The sequence below is a fragment of the Leptolyngbya sp. BL0902 genome, assembly GCF_016403105.1.
Taxonomy (GTDB): domain Bacteria; phylum Cyanobacteriota; class Cyanobacteriia; order Phormidesmidales; family Phormidesmidaceae; genus Nodosilinea.
Map to the genome: position 1 here is coordinate 428,729 of NZ_CP046155.1, position 16,544 is coordinate 445,272.

At 58.5% G+C, this 16,544-nt stretch carries 14 protein-coding genes; 5 read left to right on the plus strand and 9 right to left on the minus strand.

The window, feature by feature from the left end; translation table 11 throughout:
• Window positions 1-119: 119 nt before the first annotated feature.
• Both GFS31_RS01945 and urtA read left to right on the plus strand, forming a co-directional pair.
• Window positions 120-863, plus strand: coding sequence for a PHP domain-containing protein (locus GFS31_RS01945; RefSeq protein WP_198806628.1), 744 nt, complete (start codon window positions 120-122; stop codon window positions 861-863).
• Between the two features lie 498 nt (window positions 864-1,361).
• The gene (gene urtA / locus GFS31_RS01950) at window positions 1,362-2,603 is read left to right on the plus strand and encodes an urea ABC transporter substrate-binding protein (protein ID WP_410503863.1); all 1,242 of its coding nucleotides are present in this window, start codon (window positions 1,362-1,364) and stop codon (window positions 2,601-2,603) included.
• Window positions 2,604-2,733: 130 nt separating this feature from the next.
• Here urtA and GFS31_RS01955 read toward each other — a convergent pair whose 3' ends face one another.
• The 3 genes from GFS31_RS01955 to GFS31_RS01965 all read right to left on the minus strand — a co-directional run bounded on the left by GFS31_RS01955 (window position 2,734) and on the right by GFS31_RS01965 (window position 7,843).
• On the minus strand, window positions 2,734-3,294 hold the full coding sequence (locus GFS31_RS01955; protein WP_263974881.1) for a hypothetical protein: 561 nt from the start codon (window positions 3,292-3,294) through the stop codon (window positions 2,734-2,736).
• 198 nt (window positions 3,295-3,492) lie between these two features.
• Entirely contained in the window at window positions 3,493-6,411 is a 2,919-nt protein-coding gene (gene polA / locus GFS31_RS01960) for a DNA polymerase I (protein WP_317135062.1), read from the minus strand.
• A 124-nt stretch (window positions 6,412-6,535) separates the two neighbouring features.
• Window positions 6,536-7,843: a M16 family metallopeptidase gene (locus GFS31_RS01965; RefSeq protein ID WP_198806631.1), complete on the minus strand. Its 1,308-nt coding sequence runs from the start codon at window positions 7,841-7,843 to the stop codon at window positions 6,536-6,538.
• Between the two features lie 260 nt (window positions 7,844-8,103).
• Here GFS31_RS01965 and GFS31_RS01970 point away from each other — a divergent pair, with 260 nt between their 5' ends.
• Window positions 8,104-8,835, plus strand: coding sequence for a lysozyme (locus GFS31_RS01970; protein WP_198806632.1), 732 nt, complete (start codon window positions 8,104-8,106; stop codon window positions 8,833-8,835).
• Window positions 8,836-8,892: 57 nt separating this feature from the next.
• Here the strand turns inward: GFS31_RS01970 and GFS31_RS01975 are convergent, their stop codons facing one another.
• Window positions 8,893-10,077: a class I SAM-dependent methyltransferase gene (locus GFS31_RS01975; protein ID WP_198806633.1), complete on the minus strand. Its 1,185-nt coding sequence runs from the start codon at window positions 10,075-10,077 to the stop codon at window positions 8,893-8,895.
• Between the two features lie 267 nt (window positions 10,078-10,344).
• Between GFS31_RS01975 and GFS31_RS01980 the strand changes: the two genes are divergently transcribed.
• Complete coding sequence (locus tag GFS31_RS01980) at window positions 10,345-10,743, plus strand: DUF2721 domain-containing protein (RefSeq protein ID WP_198806634.1); 399 nt, start codon at window positions 10,345-10,347, stop codon at window positions 10,741-10,743.
• 140 nt (window positions 10,744-10,883) lie between these two features.
• On the opposite strand, the gene GFS31_RS01985 is transcribed toward GFS31_RS01980, so the two are convergent.
• Window positions 10,884-12,089 (minus strand): site-specific integrase, encoded by a 1,206-nt coding sequence (locus GFS31_RS01985; RefSeq protein ID WP_225907533.1) that lies wholly within the window; start codon window positions 12,087-12,089, stop codon window positions 10,884-10,886.
• A gap of 290 nt (window positions 12,090-12,379) precedes the next feature.
• Between GFS31_RS01985 and hemH the strand changes: the two genes are divergently transcribed.
• Complete coding sequence (hemH, locus tag GFS31_RS01990; RefSeq protein WP_198806635.1) at window positions 12,380-13,543, plus strand: ferrochelatase; 1,164 nt, start codon at window positions 12,380-12,382, stop codon at window positions 13,541-13,543.
• Between the two features lie 146 nt (window positions 13,544-13,689).
• On the opposite strand, the gene GFS31_RS01995 is transcribed toward hemH, so the two are convergent.
• The 4 genes from GFS31_RS01995 to GFS31_RS02010 form a co-directional block, all read right to left on the minus strand.
• Complete coding sequence (locus tag GFS31_RS01995) at window positions 13,690-14,148, minus strand: hypothetical protein (RefSeq protein WP_198806636.1); 459 nt, start codon at window positions 14,146-14,148, stop codon at window positions 13,690-13,692.
• Window positions 14,149-14,367: 219 nt separating this feature from the next.
• Window positions 14,368-15,423 carry an agmatinase family protein gene (locus GFS31_RS02000; RefSeq protein ID WP_198806637.1) on the minus strand — a complete coding sequence of 352 codons (1,056 nt, stop codon included), beginning with the start codon at window positions 15,421-15,423 and terminating at the stop codon, window positions 14,368-14,370.
• Window positions 15,424-15,462: 39 nt separating this feature from the next.
• A complete protein-coding gene (locus tag GFS31_RS02005) occupies window positions 15,463-16,173 on the minus strand; it encodes a DUF938 domain-containing protein (protein ID WP_198806638.1) in 711 nt (236 codons plus the stop codon).
• A 5-nt stretch (window positions 16,174-16,178) separates the two neighbouring features.
• Window positions 16,179-16,448: a YciI family protein gene (locus GFS31_RS02010; RefSeq protein WP_198806639.1), complete on the minus strand. Its 270-nt coding sequence runs from the start codon at window positions 16,446-16,448 to the stop codon at window positions 16,179-16,181.
• Window positions 16,449-16,544: the final 96 nt, after the last annotated feature.

Below are 16,544 nucleotides of genomic sequence, written 5' to 3' on the forward strand. Positions count from 1 at the left end.
GGACGTTATCGCGCCCTCTGCACGATTTCGTCTATCCCGAACACTTTAGTCACACATTTTTTAATAGTCTGACCGAAAGGTTATATTAAGTTAAGCAAGCGCATTGAGCGAAATAATTCATGGTTGTCGCGTCAGACCTCACCTCTTTGAATCAGCGTGGGTTGACAGGCGATGCTCAAATCCTGAGGCAAGTTTTTGACTCTGTTGATGCGGCCAGTTGCCCACACACCTACAACTTCCACATGCATACGGTGTGCTCAGATGGTAAGCTCACCCCCACCGCCCTCATGGAGCAAGTCATTGACATTGGCCTACAAGCCTTTGCCATTACCGACCACCACAGCCTGCGCGGCTACTACCAAGCCCAAGCCTGGCTAGAAGACTGGCGCTGGCGGCACCCCACCCCCCTAGGGCAGCGGCGAGCCCACCGTCACTTAGGCGGAACTGCACCTCGTTTATTTACTGGGGTAGAAATTAACGCCCTCCTCGCTGAGACCGAAGTTCACCTGCTGGGCTATGGCTTTGCCCCCCGGCATCCGGCCATCGTGCCCTATCTGCAAGGGTCGGCTCCCCGTGGCCCCATGAAGGCGGCTGAAGCCGTGATTACGGCTATCCAGACGGCGGGGGGGCTGGCGGTGTTGGCCCACCCCGCTCGCTATCGCACCGCCGCCGAAGTCCTGATTGCCCACGCCGTCGCTCTGGGGATTGACGGTGTGGAAGCCTACTACGCCTACAACAACCCCGATCAGTGGCATCCCTGCCCCCGCCACACGCCGCTGATGGAAACCCTAGCCCGCCGCCACCGCCTGCTGACCACCTGTGGCACCGATACCCACGGGTCTAATTTGCTGCGCCGCCTGTAGCTGAAGACCCACCGGAGCGGTAACGATGACCCTCGGTCTCGGCTGAAGACAGCTTTAGGCCAAGCTTTGCCCCATTCATCCCGCATCATCCAGGATTCATTGCGGGTCATTCGTGACGGGGATCACAGCGCTAAGCCCCGGCTAGCCCTCCAGATCAAGCGACGATCCCAGCCTAGGGCAATGGGGCAATAAAACTGAGAACGGCCATGGTAGGTTGATCCCAGCCTTTGGATAGAGGCTTTAGAAGACCATCATCTAGTGAAATGAAGACAGATTCTGCCCCAGCCACAACAAGGATGGCTGGGAGAGTTTGTGGTGAGATTCAGGTTTTTTGTGTTCTCCGCTACATTTACTACCCATCACTACGCCTAATATCCACTCTGGAGGTTGGGTGAGTGATTGGATGGCCTAACTGTCCTTCTTTGTGTGAGTCAGGAGCGAGGTTGAATGGTCGCACGATTTAATCGACGGAAATTTTTGGTGTATGGGTCTGCCACCCTGGGCACCTCGATGCTGTTAAAAGCCTGTGGCAATACGACAACGACTACCGGGGATACAACAGGCGGCACCGCTGCCGGGGGCGAAACGGTAAAAGTAGGGATTCTCCATTCCCTTAGCGGCACCATGGCTATCAGTGAAACCACCGTGGTTGATGCTGAGAAACTGGCGATTAAGGAAATCAACGCCGCTGGTGGCGTCCTGGGTCGGCAGATTGAAGCCGTAGTGGAAGACGGCGCTTCCGATTGGCCCACCTTTGCCGAAAAAGCAGAGAAGCTGATTGACCAAGACCAGGTATCGGTGGTGTTCGGCTGCTGGACATCCGCTAGCCGCAAGGCCGTGCTGCCCGTGTTTGAGTCGAAGGATCACATGCTGTGGTACCCGGTGCAGTATGAAGGCCAGGAATGTTCTAAGAACATTTTCTACACCGGAGCCGCGCCCAACCAGCAAATTGAGCCCGCCGTAGATTGGCTGCTAGAAAACAAAGGCCGGGACTTCTTCCTGGTGGGGTCAGACTATGTCTTCCCCCGCACCGCCAACACCATCATCAAAGAGCAGCTAGCCGCTAAGGGTGGCAACACCGTCGGCGAAGACTACCTGCCCCTGGGCAACACCGAGGTAACGCCGATCATCACCAAGATTCGGGCGGCGCTGCCCAACGGCGGGGTGATCTTCAACAGCCTCAACGGCGACAGCAACGTGGCCTTCTTCAAGCAGTTGCAGGGCGCAGGCATGGGGCCAGATCTCTACCCCGTGATGTCAGTGAGTGTAGCCGAGGAAGAAGTGCGTCAGATTGGGCCTGAGTTCTTGGTGGGCCACCTGGCTTCCTGGAACTACTTCATGACCGTGGAAACCCCCGAAAACGCCAAGTGGGTAGCCGACTTCAAGGCCGAATTTGGCGATGACCGGGTGACGAACGACCCCATGGAAGCCGCCTATATCATGGTGTATCTGTGGAAGCAGGCAGTGGAAGCTGCGGGCACCTTCGATATTCCTGAGGTTCGCGCCGCTGCTTACGGCCAGAGTATGGCTGCGCCCGAAGGCCCCGTAACCATGAATGTTAACCACCACCTCTCCAAAACGGTGCGGATTGGGGAAGTGATGGATGATGGTATGTTTGACATCCTGTGGGCCACCGATGGCCCAGTGGATCCTCTGCCCTGGAACCAGTTTGTGCCCGATACCCAGGGCTTTGCCTGCGACTGGTCTGACCCCGCTAAGGGCGAGAAGTTCCAAATCTGATCGAAGGATCGGGTCTAAAACTGAGCCACCCTGCCCCTTGAAGGGTGGGGTGGCTTCATTGATGTCAGGCCAGCCGCTAGATGCTTGCAGCCCTGGGTAGCTGTGTCGCTAACCGAGGATGGGCGATACCCTACAGGCGGGCGCACTGGTCTTCTTTGTTGCCGCGTACCACGTTGCCCCGTCCGGTGGGGGCAGGGCGATTTTCCTTGCACTGCAAGTTGCCGCCGATGCGATTGCTGTTAACCCGCAGACCGCCCCGGTTTTTGAAGCCTTGCAGGTTTCCACCGATGGTATTGCGTGCCGCTTGCAGCAGGCTGGTGTTCTCTTCAAATTGCAGATCGCCGTTGATCCGGGTGTCGGTAATGGTAGCCGCCTGAGACTCTTCAATTTGAATGTTGCCACCCACCACAGACTGGCTGCGAACCGTCACCCGTGTCGCATTTTCAGCCTGGATGTTGCCATTGACCCGTACCCCGGTAGCCGTCAGGGTGGCCCGCGACTGAACCCGAATGTTCCCCCGAACCCGAGTGCCGTTGAGGGTACAAGCAGCACCACTGGGAACTCGCAAATTAGTGACCTGTGCCGTCCTCAGGGTGCCTCTACAAACGACTTCATCGGCATAGCTAGGGGTAGCTATAGCCAGGGATCCAGTCAAACCCAGCAAACCAACCGCCAAAATCATCTTCTTCATGATCGTTCTCTCCTAAGTAAATGGCATTTGCCTTACTCCAAAACGCAGCCCTGGCGGCAAAGTTCCTAACCTAAGAGGGTTCTCATAATTCCATCAGTGGATTCCCTGAACCCTCTGGCCCAAAGCAAGGGATTCCCTTCCTGGCTAGTCTCGCCCAGGTATTGGGGATCGCAGGGCAGCCTCAGTGCCCAGGGGCTTCTATTTAGCTGCCATCCAGTTGGGGCCTGCGTGGGCCTCTACTTTGAGGGGCACCTTCAGGGAAACAGCGGATTCCATCGCAGCGATGATTTTGGGTTGCAGATCGTCCCATTCATCGGAGGGAATTTCAAACACCAATTCGTCATGGACTTGCAGGATCAGGTTGGCCTGGTAGTCCTTTAGCAGTTCGTGCAGGCGAATCATGGCCACTTTGATGATGTCGGCACTGCTGCCCTGAATGGGGGCGTTAGCGGCGGCCCGGAGCAGTCCGGCTTCGTAGCCGTTGGTGCGGAGCTGGTCGAGGTCGATGGTAGTGGGATCGGTGCCGTAGAGGGAACGCAGTTTACCATCGGTGAAATTAAAGTAGCGCCGCCGCCCAAAAATGGTTTGCACATAGCCCTTGGCGATGGCCTCCTGCTGCATTTGTTGCAGGTATTCAAACACCTGAGGATAGCGTTCGTAGTAGCGGTCGATGAAGGTTTTGGCCTCGGTGCGGCTGACTCCGGCCTCGCGGGCAAAGCGGGAAGCACCCATGCCGTAGATCACGCCAAAATTGATGATTTTGCCAAGGCGGCGTTCCTCAGGGGAAATGTCATCTTTTTCTAGCAACAATTTGGCGGTAAGGGCATGGACATCATCGTTGTTGTTGTAGGCTTCCACCAGCACGGGCTCGCCACTGAGGTGGGCGAGGATGCGTAGCTCAATTTGGGAATAATCTGCTGCTGCCAGTTGCCAGCCCTCAGTAGGGATAAACGCCGCCCGAATTTGCCGACTAAAGGCGGTGCGAATGGGAATATTTTGCAGATTTGGATTCGACGACGACAGCCGCCCTGTGGCCGTTACCGCCTGGTTAAAGTCGGTATGTACCCGCTGGGTATCGGGACGAATTAGGGCAGGCAAAGCGTCCACATAGGTTGATTTAAGCTTTGACAGGGTGCGGTGCTCCACGACTAAATCGACCACGGCATGGTCGCCCTGGAGTTTTTCCAGCGTTGCGGCATCGGTGGAGTAGCCGCCGGACTTGTTGCGGCGAGACTTTTTCTTGTCTAGCCCCAGCTTTTCAAAGAATAGCTCGCTGAGTTGTTTAGGAGAGGCGAGGTTAAAGGTTTCTCCTGCGGCTTCATAGGCATCTTTCTCGATCTGTGCTAGATCGGTTTCCAGGGTTTTAGAAAATTTTGACAAATAGTTGGCATCGACCCGCACGCCGATGGTTTCCATTTCGGCCAGGACGGGCTCTAGGGGGAGTTCAATGCCTGAAAATAGGCCGTAAAGCTGGGGATTTTCTGCGAGTTCTGCCCGCAGTTTAGGCACGAGCAAATAGGTCGTGTGGACATCGGCTCCGCAATACTCTGCCACGGCAGAAATTGCAATATCCGCAATTGTTTTACCCTTCGGCACTAGGTCGGTAAAGCTTTGGGCCACAAGGTTGAGATAGCGCAGGCTAAGGTCGGTTAAATTATGGCTCGATTCTGGATTGAGCACATAGCTGGCCAGCATCGTATCAAACTCAACTCCTGCCAGTTGGATGCCCTGATTTCTTAGCACTAAACGGTCATACTTCGCATTTTGCAGTGCTTTAGGAAACTCCGCACTTTCCAATATTGGACGCAGCGCCTCTAAGACCGTTTCTAGCGGTAGCTGATCGCCTTCAGAATGCCCCACGGGAATGTAGGCCATGGCATCCCGTTCGCGGCCCCAACAGCAGCCGATGCCGACCAACTGGGCATCTCTGGGTTCTAATGAGGTTGTTTCAGTGTCCCAGGCAACTGGGTGCTCAGGATTTTTTTGGGCCGAAAGAATATCTAGCAGGTCGTAAAGCTGGGCTTCGGTGGTGATAATTTGAGGCCGAATGGCTACCGCCTGCACGGTCTGGGCCTCGTCCGTTTCTTCGGCAGAAAAGAACGCCACATCTGCCCCCAGCGCATCCCCTGACGTCCGACGTCCGACGTCCGACTCCCGACTTTCAACTCCCGCTTCTCCTCCAAAAGCCACCTGTAACTTACCCAGGCGGTTAATGAAGTTCTGAAACTCCAGCTTTTTTAACGCCGGAACCACGACATCAGGGTCGAAGCCGTCGAGTTTGCAGGTGGCTAAATCGGCCCCCAAATCCACGGTGGTGACAATGGTGGCCATAAACCGCGAGTGGTAGGCAGAATCCTTGCCCTCCATGAGCTTTTTCTGGGTTGCGCCCTTGATGGTGTCGATATTGGCGTAAATCGTATCTAAATCGCCAAATTCTGCCAGCAGCTTCGCCGCTGTTTTAGCCCCAATGCCTTTCACGCCAGGGATGTTGTCCGATGAGTCGCCGCACAGCGCTTTGTAATCCACCACCTGGGAGGGCAAAATATCCAGCTTTGCCTTCACCTCGTTGGTTTTGAACTCCTGGGCCAGTCCGTTTTTTGCCCCCTTGGCAAAGGCGTTGCCCAGGTGCAGCACGGTAATTTGCTCCTCTGGGTCGATGAGCTGAAATAGATCCTGGTCGCCACTGAGAATCTTCACTCGCAGGCCCGCCGCCTTACCCTGATGGGCCAGGGTGCCAATCACATCGTCGGCCTCAAAGCCCGGTGCGGTGTAGATATTCAGGCCAAAATCCCGCAGCAGTTCTTGCAGGTTGTTGACATCCTCAATGAAGCCCTCCGGCGTTTCGGGACGGCCATCCTTGTAGCCCTCGTCGGCCTGGTGGCGAAAGGTGGGCTGGGCCAAATCGAAGGCGACGGCGGCATACTGGGGCTTTTCCACCTCCATCATGTCCAATAGCGATTTGAGGAAGCCGTAGCAGACGCTGGTGGGCACGCCCGTGGAGGTTCGCAGGCCACCCTCGGCACTTTTGGCAAAGGCATAGAAGGCGCGAAAGGCCAGGGAATGGCCATCGATCAGCAGCAGGGTGGGCGTTTCAGCAGGGGAATCGGGGGCAGCCACGGCAATCCTCAGTCTCAGAATGGGAGACTCTATTGTAAGGGGTGGTTGCAGGCCGGATGGGTCAGCTTTAGCCCCCATTCACCGACCTCGCTGGGGTTCATCCGGGGGAGGGGAAGGGCTACCCCTAGGGACGAATAATGGAAACGCCGTAGGCTTGGGCGGAAAGAAGTTGCTGGGCGGCCCGCTGCACATCGGCCACGGTGAGGCGCTGGATGTGGTGGGGATAGTGAAGCCCGTCGGCAATGTCTCCGGTGAGGGTGTGATAGAAGCCGTAGAGTCCGGCCCGGTCGCTGGGGGTTTCGTTGGCAAAGATAAAGCGGTTGGCCACCTGGGTTTGCACCCGCCGCAGCTCTGCCAGACTGACGGGAGTTTCGATGACGGCTTGGATGTGATCGGCAATGGCCTGCTCTACGGTATCCAGGTGTTCGGGATCGAGCTTGGCGGAGACCATAAATGCGCCCTGGTAGGCCAGGGTCATATTGCTACAGCCGATGCTGCTCACCAGTTTGCGGTCTTCTCGCAGGTCGCTGACGAGGCGGGAGGTACGCCCCCGGCCCAGCACCGAGGCCAGCACATCCAGGGCGTAGGTGTCATCCACATCCATCAGGCCAGGAACCCGCCAGGTTAGCGTGAGACGGGCTTGGGTGAGGGTGGGATCGTCGTGAACGACGCGCTGCACCGTGGTGAAGGGATCTTCCAGGTCGTAGTCAAGGAGGGGCTTGAATTGGTCGGTGGCGGGATAGCGCTGCCGCCCGCGCAGGGCCATGGCTTGATCAAACCCTTCGGCTACGGTGGCGATGAGATCCTCCACGGGCAGATTGCCCACGGCCACAGCGGTCATACTCTGGGGCTGGTACCAGGTGCTGTGAAAGTCGCGCATTTGATCCACCATCAGGGTTTCGATCACCTCGGTGGGGCCAAGGACGGGGCGGCGGTAGGGCAGGCGCTCGAAGGTCAGCTCCATGGATCGGGCGTAGGTGCGGCGGCGAGGGTTGTCGTCGGCACGGCGAATTTCCTCTAGGATGACGGGCCGCTCCCGTTCAAAGTCGGCTTCGCTGAGGCGGGGGGCCATCACCATTTGAATTTGCAGCGGAGCCAAGGCTCGAAAGTCTTGGGGGGCGGTGGTGATGTAGTACTTGGTGTAGTCCTGGCTGGTGGCGGCGTTGGTGACGGCTCCCCGCGCCTCAATGCGCCGTTCAAATTCGCCGCAGGGCAAGGTGGCGGTGCCCTTAAAAATCATGTGCTCTAAAAAGTGGGCCATGCCGTTGATGGCGTTATTTTCTACCGCCGATCCCACCCGCAACCACAGGCTCAGGTTGACCACTTCTAAGGGCATTTGCTCGGCGATGATCGTCAGGCCGTTGGACAGACGACGGATGGTGGGAGACACCAGCAAAGTAGAGGGGGCAGCGGTCGCTGTGAGCAAAGCCATAGGTCAGAGGGGGTAGCGCCCTGGGGCATACTCCGACCATCTTAACGACTGGCCGCTATCCTGTCTGGGCTTTGCGTTACATTCCCTCGTATTTACGGGCTTTGGGGGAGGTTTTCGGCGGCTGGGGGAGTGATTTGTTTACATATCGCTGCATTTCTCGGCAAAGCGTTACATGGGGCCTTGCAACCTTCTCCAAAGTCCTTGGCCCATGTGGGAGAAAGTATTGTAAATTTCGGGTATGTGGAGTGGGGAGTGCACCCGTGAGCACCTGGATTAAGGAAACGGACATTGCTATCTATTTAATGCAGGGCGGCTACTGGATTTCTCGCATTACCAAATATCCTTCCCAAACCAACCCAAAGGAAAAGGTGGTCAACATCGCCAGCCTCAAAGCCTGGTTCACCCGTGAAGACTACCCCCGCGCCATGACCGTGGCCATCGGCACCGGAGCCCCAGAGCCCCAGCCCATGCCCCCGCCCACCCCCCAGCCCATGGCCAGCACCGTGGCTACCCCCGTCAGCAGCCGCATCAATGCCGCTGGGTTAGCTATCATCAAAGCCTTTGAGGGCCTTGCGACCACCGCCTACCCCGATCCGGGCACCGGGGGCGAACCCTGGACTATCGGCTACGGCCATACCTCCGCAGCGGGCGACCCCAAGGTCTATCCCGGCCTCAAAATTACCGCCGCCCAAGCCGAAGAAATCCTCAAGCGTGATCTCCTCGTTTTCGAGCGCGCCGTAACTCAGTCCGTGACCCGCACCCCTACCAGCAACCAGTTTGCCGCTCTGGTGTCCTTCACCTTCAACGTCGGGCCAAACAACCTGCGAACCTCCACCCTGCTCAAAAAACACAACGCCGGAGACACCGCTGGAGCCGCCGAGGAATTTCTCAAATGGGTCTACGCGGGGGGCCGAGTCATGGCAGGGCTAGAACGTCGCCGCAAGGCCGAGCGGGCGCTGTATCTGGGGCAAAACTATCAGGCGTTTTTGTAGGACTTATTTTATTAGGAGACGCAGACCAGACAACGTCCCCCAGGCGCAGTCCTGCCGTCATCCCAGCGGTGGAATGGTGAAGCCGCGAAGGGGTTGGGCTGCACCGTCTGGGGCCAGGTTTTTGCCCTGGAGCAACACCCAAAAGTTGCCCAGCCCCATGGGGTTCATCAGTTGGTGAATTTGGTCGCGCCGCTGGATAGCCTGGTTGACGACGGCGGGATCGGTGGATTGAATTTGGGCCAGATCCATCAGCCGATCTCCCAAGCCCAGCGCCATGAGAAACATCGCCTGCTGGGTCAGGCCCAAGGTGGTTAGGCCGCTCTGTTTTCCCTGGCGTTCCAGCGCCGTGAAGTTGACGTGGGCGGTGATGTCTTGATGGCCGAGGTGGCGGTAGGGATCGTTGTGGTGGGTGTGCTGGTAGTAGCTTTGCAGCGTACCCTGGGAACGGTGAGGGCTATAGTAACGGTCGGCAGAGTAGCCGTAGTCAATGGTGAGCAGGTAGCCCCGATGCAAGCGATTGGCCACGGTGGCTACCCAATCTAGGGCCGCCAGGTGGGCCTCGGTGCGGTAGCCCACAGGATAGCCCTTGGCCCAGTCCACCCCGACAAGGTCAAAGTAATCGGCAAGGCGAGGGGTGGATAGGGGGCCGATTACCTCCTTGAGGGTGGCGCTGGCTTCATCCCAGGTGACGTAGATTTCCTGAAGCCCCGCTTCCGTCCACACCACCTGATGGACGGGCAGGGCATCGACGAGTTCGTTAGAAAACACACAGCCCGTCACCGAATCCGCCGCCAAGTCGGCCCAGTTACACCAGGTTACGCGACCAGCCCAGGGTTCTAGCCGTTTGCTCTGAATGTGCTGCAATACCGGGGATTTTTCAATAATTCGGTAATCTAGAACCGCAAAACAATCCTGATACTGGCGCTGCAAATAGGCCAACACATCAGCGGCCATAATGCCCTGCCCGGCCCCCATTTCTACCAGGGTAAACGGCTCTGGTTGGCTGAGGTGATGCCACAGTTCCGCGAGCTGCACCGCCAACAGTTCGCCAAAATCGCGGCTGAGGTGGGGCGAGGTGACAAAATCCCCCTGGGGGCCAATGGCGGCAACCTGGGTAGCGTAGTACCCCCCAGAGGGATCGTAGAGGGCCAAATCCATAAATTCCGCAAAGGTCATTTGACCCTGGGGTGCTTGCCGCAGGCGATCTTTCAGCACATCAAACAGCACAGGATGGTGGGGCATGCGTAGGACGAAACGGGAATGGGGGTGGGGCAATCGGTGACAACGCTCCTGTGGCCCACCCTAACGGGAACAAGCTACACCCCCAGCCCCTCTCCCAGAGAGAAGAGACAGGGTGAGAACGAGGAAAGCCTCAATGTATATGGGGGGCTTCTCGTCGGATTTAGTATGACAGATTATCGCCTAGCCCATAATCAAGGAGAAGACGCTAACCGATCCGCTCCTTTCTTTTGGATTTGAAGGGACTTTTCTTGCAAGGGATTCCCCACCATGGAACTCACCCTCACCACCCCGGCCCTGCTGTTTCCGGCCATTTCCCTGCTGCTGTTGGCCTATACCAACCGCTTTTTGGTGCTGGCCCAACTGATTCGGCAACTCCACAGTTCCGAGCGGGACTATTTTGAGGCGATGGTGCAAAAACAGATCGCTAACCTACGCCGCCGCATTGCCCTGATTCGACTGATGCAGGCGTTGGGGGTCTCCAGCTTTATCTTCTGCACCCTGTCCATGTTTTCGCTGTTTGTAGATCACCTGCGGCTGGCGGAGGTGTTATTTGGGTCGGCCCTGGTGTTGCTGGTGGCCTCGCTATTGGTGTCCCTCTACGAAATTGCCATCAGCACCAAGGCCATTGAGGCAGAACTGGCGGATATTGTGGCCAAGGGGCGCTAGACCATCCGCTGACCCTCACCCTAAATCCCTCTCCCAAAATAGGAGAGGGACTTTGAAAGATGATCCGGTTCCCCTCTCCTTCCTGGGAGAGGGGCTAGGGGTGAGGGCCAGTAAGGAATTCAAAATCAACTCATTCTCACTTACTCAGGAGCCGACCAGGTGCGGCCCCCTAGGGCGGTTTGGACGGCTTGGCGCTGGTCGCGGAGGGTAATCCAGCGGTGGTAGGTGCGGGTGTGGATGGCGACGGAGTGGCCCATCATGCGGGCGGCGACGGTGTCGGGCAGGCCAAAGTGGATGGTGCGGACGGCCCAGGCATGGCGCAGGTCGTAGGGGGAAAAGGGCACCCCGTAGCGTTTGAACTGGAGGGCCACCTGTTGCCCCACCCGTTGCAGGGTCGTGGTGGTGAGGTCGGTGTTGATGGGCGGCAGTTCGCCCTGGCGCAGTTCAAAGCGTTCCACCCATTCCGGGTAGAAGGGCCAGACATCGTGCAGTCCGGTTTTGGTGGTTTCGAGGACGGTGATCCGGGCTTCGGGGTCGTTCGTGGACAGGAGGCTGCGGTCGCAAAAGAACACTTCATGGTTCCGCAGTCCGTAGGCCGCCATCAGTCCGTAGACTGTGCGCCAAGCAGGGTTGGGGATCAGGTCGTGCCAGGTCAAAATGTCCTCATCGGTGGGTAGGTGGCGGCGTTGGGTCTTGCTGCTGCTGTAGGTGCCCCACAGGGTTTCCAGGTCAACGGGCAGGGAAATTTTGTGAAAATCCGCAAAGGCTTTGAGGGCCGTGCAGCCCACCTGGCGGCTGCGGGCCTGTCGGGGCAGGGCTTCTAGGGTCGCCACAATCGCCTGTCCGAGGGATTGGCGGGGATGGTCGTTCATCTGGGCCAGCAGCTTATTTAGGTAGGGAGCGTAGGCTTTTGTCCAGGTGCTTTTGAGCGCGGCCTGGGCGGCGATATCCTCCCCCGGACGCTGGAACCAGTGTTCCTGAAACTGGGCGATTAGGGCTTCGATGGGTTGATAGTCGGGATCGGCGGGGGCTTCGGTGGGCAGGTAATCCGCCCAATCAAAGGTGCGCTCAATGAGTCGAGCGGCGATCACCTTGGCGTCCTGCTCAATTTGCTTGAGTCCGGCCTTGGTGGCGGGGATGCCCAGGGGAATGCGCTGCTGGTAGGGCTTGGTGCGGCTACGGTCAGGACGGGGCGGCAACGTGCCTCGCAGGGCTAGGCGATCCCCCCGACGCTCCACCACTAATCCCAGCCGAGCGGCCTTGAGGCGTTCGTTCAGCTTGGCAATGGCGGCATCTAGACTGTCTGTGGATCCCATATCCGGTGCGCTTTCAGGTAAGGATTGCATTGACCGTACCCACCTCCCGACTCATTCATGTCGGACTGATCCCAGGGTGGATCACGCGGCTACGGGGCAATTCATGGCGGGTTCAGGCTGGAATCGTTGGATTCGTAAATGGATGATCGACCAAGCCTGTAAATTGGGTAGTATTAGGAACAGTTAGCATTAAGGCTGGGCCAAGGCTAACGCTTTCACCAAAAACCTCCCCGCCAGCCTGGGGAATTCGCCGCAGCGATTGGCGACAAATTGTTACGATAATAAAAGATTATTCGCCGTTTAGAAAACAGCACAGTGCCATGGGTCGCGTAGGGGTCTTACTGCTAAATTTGGGCGGGCCAGAACAGCTAGAGGATGTTCGTCCCTTTTTGTTCAACCTCTTCGCCGATCCAGAGATTATCCGCCTGCCCTTCCCCTGGTTGCAGCGGCCCCTAGCCTGGCTGATTTCCAGCTCCCGCGCCCAAAAATCCCAGGAAAACTACCAGCAGATTGGCGGTGGTTCCCCCCTGCGCCGCATCACTGAGCAGCAGGCCGACGCCCTCAAAGCCGCGCTGGAAGCCAAGGGCGAAGAGGCCAACATCTACATCGGGATGCGCTACTGGTATCCCTTCACCGAAGAAGCGGTGGCCCAAATCAAGCGCGACGGCATCGAACGCCTGGTGGTGCTGCCCCTGTACCCGCAGTTTTCCATCAGCACTAGCGGTTCCAGCTTCCGCCTGCTAGAAAAAATTTGGCTGGAAGATCCCTCCTTAAATCGAATTAACTACACCGTGATTCCCTCCTGGTACGCCCGACCGGGCTACACCGGAGCCATGGCCGATCTGATCGCCCAGGAACTCGACAAGCTGGAGAACCCCGATCAGGCCCACATTTTCTTTAGCGCCCACGGCGTCCCCGTCAGTTATGTGGAAGAAGCGGGCGACCCCTACCAGCGGGAAATTGAGCACTGCACCGAACTGATCATGCGCTCCCTCAATCGCCCCAACCCCCACACCCTGGCTTACCAAAGCCGGGTTGGCCCGGTGGAATGGCTGCAACCCTATACCGAAGACGCCATCGAAAACCTGGCTCAGCAGGGCGTCAAAGACCTGGTGGTAGTGCCCATTAGCTTTGTCTCCGAGCACATCGAAACCCTGCAAGAAATCGACATCGAATACCGCGAAATTGCCGAAGAAGCGGGCATCCACGGCTTCCATCGGGTGCCCGCCCTCAACACCCATCCCCAGTTCGTCAACGACATGGCGGAAATGGTGGTGGAGGCGCTGGATTCTCCCCGCAAGCTGTTCTCCGATGTGGTGCAGCCGGAAAAACGGGTGAAGATCTACCCCCCCGAACGCTCCGCCTGGGGGCTGACTCCCTTCGCCGAAGTGTGGAACGGTCGTCTAGCCATGGTGGGCTTTTTGGCCCTGCTGCTGGAGCTGGTGAGTGGCCATGGGCCGCTGCATTTCGTCGGCATTCTCTAGAGACGCCGTAGATCACAAGGCTGACCTCACCTCCAGCTTCTCTCCCCGTGTCGAAAATCATCCACAATAAAGCCGCATTCCCGACGGTGTAAGGAATGCGGCTTTGCTTGGGAGGGAGTTCTCAGTGATGTCGGAATCGACGTGGCTTAGCGAGACAGGCTGAGGGCAGTATCTTCAGCCTGGGCAGCGGTTTCCTGGTTAGCTAGGGCGGCTTCCAGCAGACTGGCGTCCACTAGGGCTTCTTCCGCCACGAGCACAGATTCAGCCTGCACCTCAAAGTCAAGGGCGGTTTCGGGCAGAGGGCCTTCGGCTAGGACTTCAGCGGCTAAACCTGCGTCATCCTGGCGACGACGGTAGAGAAGGGTGCCGCCAGCGATCAGGGTGGCGGCAGCCCCAAAGCCGCCGATGGCCTTAGCCAGGGCTTGGGCGTCGGGGGTGCTGATCAGGCCATCGGTGGGAGCGCCTTCAGTGGGAGCGTTCAGGGTGGTGAGCCCGGTAAAGGCTTTGCTGGCCGCGCATCCCCCGGCAACGGCATGAGCCGCAGTGGCGCTGAGGGCGAGGGCGGCGGTAGCCACAGCAAGGCTAGATAGAGTTGTGATTTTCATCGGTAAAGTCTGAATGGAGGAACGTCACAAGTTGGGCTGTAACCTAACGTTACGAGCCTTCATCTTTTTTAAACGACCCTTTCCCAAAAAAACGGCGTCGCGGACTACAAAATGAGCGACTACCCAGAATCTCTATCCTAGGGTAGGGATCCGTTGGGGTGGGAGACCGCTTCCTCACGGCCCGGTGCGGCGGGGCAGACCGGACTGGGGAGGTGGCCGCTAGCTTTCCACCCCGGAAGATAGCCCCATCAGGGCGCAGAGTTTGTAGACAATTCTGGCCCCCACGTTGCCGTCCCACTCGCCATCGCCTATTTCTGAGACATCGAAGCCGATAATCTGCCGACCGCTGCGTACCACCTGGCGCAACAGGCAAAAGACTTCTTCCAGTTCCAGCCCGCCGGGGACGGGGGTGCCTGTGTGTGGGCAAAGTTTGGGGTCGAGGCCGTCCACATCGAAGCTGACGTAGACCTGAGGGGGCAGGTGAGCCACGATGGCCTCGCACTGGGCCAGCCAGGTCATGCCCTGGTAGCGATTTTCCTTGAGGACGGCGTCGTAGTAGGTGACGATGCGGCCAGCGGATTGCTCAATCAGGGCCACTTCGTCGTGGCAGAGATCGCGGATGCCCACCTGCACTAGGGTACCCACCTGCGGCAGGGTGAGGGCGTTGTTCATGATCGAGGCGTGGGAGTAGCGAAAGCCCTGGTAGGCCAAGCGCAGGTCGGCGTGGGCGTCGATGTGGAGGATGCCAAAGGTGGGATAGCGCTCCGCCAAGGCTTGCAGATAGCCGAAGGGAACGCTGTGGTCGCCGCCAATCACCCCCACCCGCTTGCCCTGATCCAAAGCGTGGGAGGCTTGGCCGTAGAGCCAGCCGTTCATTTGCTCGCAGGCGTGGTTGACCTGATCGAGGGTGTCCTGGAGCAGGGGGTGTTTTTCAATCGCGATGCCCTCTTCCATGGCCTGGATGACCCGGTGGGCGGCTTCCCGCATTTGGAGGTTGATCTGCTGAAGCGGTTGGGGAATGGGCGGCATGAAGATGCCCTGCCGCCACGCCTCCGGGTTGTCCCGGTCGTAGAGGTCAAGCTGGGGCGAGGCTTCGAGGATACGCTGTGGCCCTTGGGCGGTGCCTTCGTGGTAGGAGACGGTGACTTCCCAGGGCACGCCAAACACAATAATGTGGGCATCGTCGTAGGTGCAGGGCAGGCCGTAGAGGTTGCCGTTATCCAGGCCAACGCCGCTGGGGTCGAAGGTTTCTAGGGAGGTGGATGAGGTAGTCATGGCGATGATTCGACGTCCTGGTTCTACGGGATGGGGCGGCTAAGCCTGAAACACCACTGAGAGGTTGTTGGCGGGCATGGCCACGGTTTCGAGGCAGCGCAGGCCCACGGCTTCGGCCTCGGCGATGACCGTTTCTAGATCGCGTACGCCCCAGGCCGGGTTTTGGGCCTGGAGGCTGTCGTCAAAGGCGGCGTTGCTGGGGGCGGTGTGTTGTCCCCCCTGTTTGAAGGGGCCATAGAGATAGAGAACGCCGCCCTTGGGCAACAGCCGTCCGGCCCCAGCCATCAGCCCCAAGCAGGCTTCCCAGGGGGCGATGTGGATCATGTTGATGTTGACGATGGCGGTGATGGGGTGCTGGGCCAAATCCACCCCTAGGGCCACGGTAGGATTTTCGGTGGGATGCTCGGTGAGATCCTCGGTGGGATGCTCGGTCATAGCCTCAATGGGCCAGGGGGCGGTGCTGGCGTCTAGGGCCAGGGGTGGGTGCAGGTTTGCGGTGGGGTGAGCGGATCGCCACGCCAGAATGCTTTGGCGAGAGAGAGGATCTGGATCGGAGGGAAGCCACTGCCGAGGGGCCAACCGAGGGGCTAGAAAAATGGCGTGCTCTCCGGTGCCGCTGGAAATTTCCAGCACCGTGCCCGTGGGGGGCAACACCCGTTCTAGGACGGCCAAAATGGGCTCGCGGTTGCGCTGGGTGGCGGGGGCATGGCGGCGGGCATCGGCCTCATCCAGGGGAGTGGCGTAGGGCATGGCGGCTAAAATACCTGGTTCCAGGGGTGAATTTCGTAGTCTGTCCAGATGCCATTTTGCCAGTATGGATCGGCTTCGATCAGTTGGCGCACGGTGGCTTCGTCGTCGGCTTCGTAGATGCCAAACACCTTGCGGTTATCGGTGGTTGGCCCCAGAGCCACCAGAATACCCCGATCCTTTTGGGCCTGAAGCCCCTGTAGATGGGCCTCGCGGTAGGGGGTGCGCTTTTCTAGGGCGTTTTCGCAATAGCTGCCCCAGAGGACGTACTTGGCCATGGGTTGATGTCTCCACAGAACAGGCCGATCCTACCAGGCTAAGGGGTTCCCCGGAACCCAGGGGGCCACATGGAAATAGACACTGCCGGGGTAGAG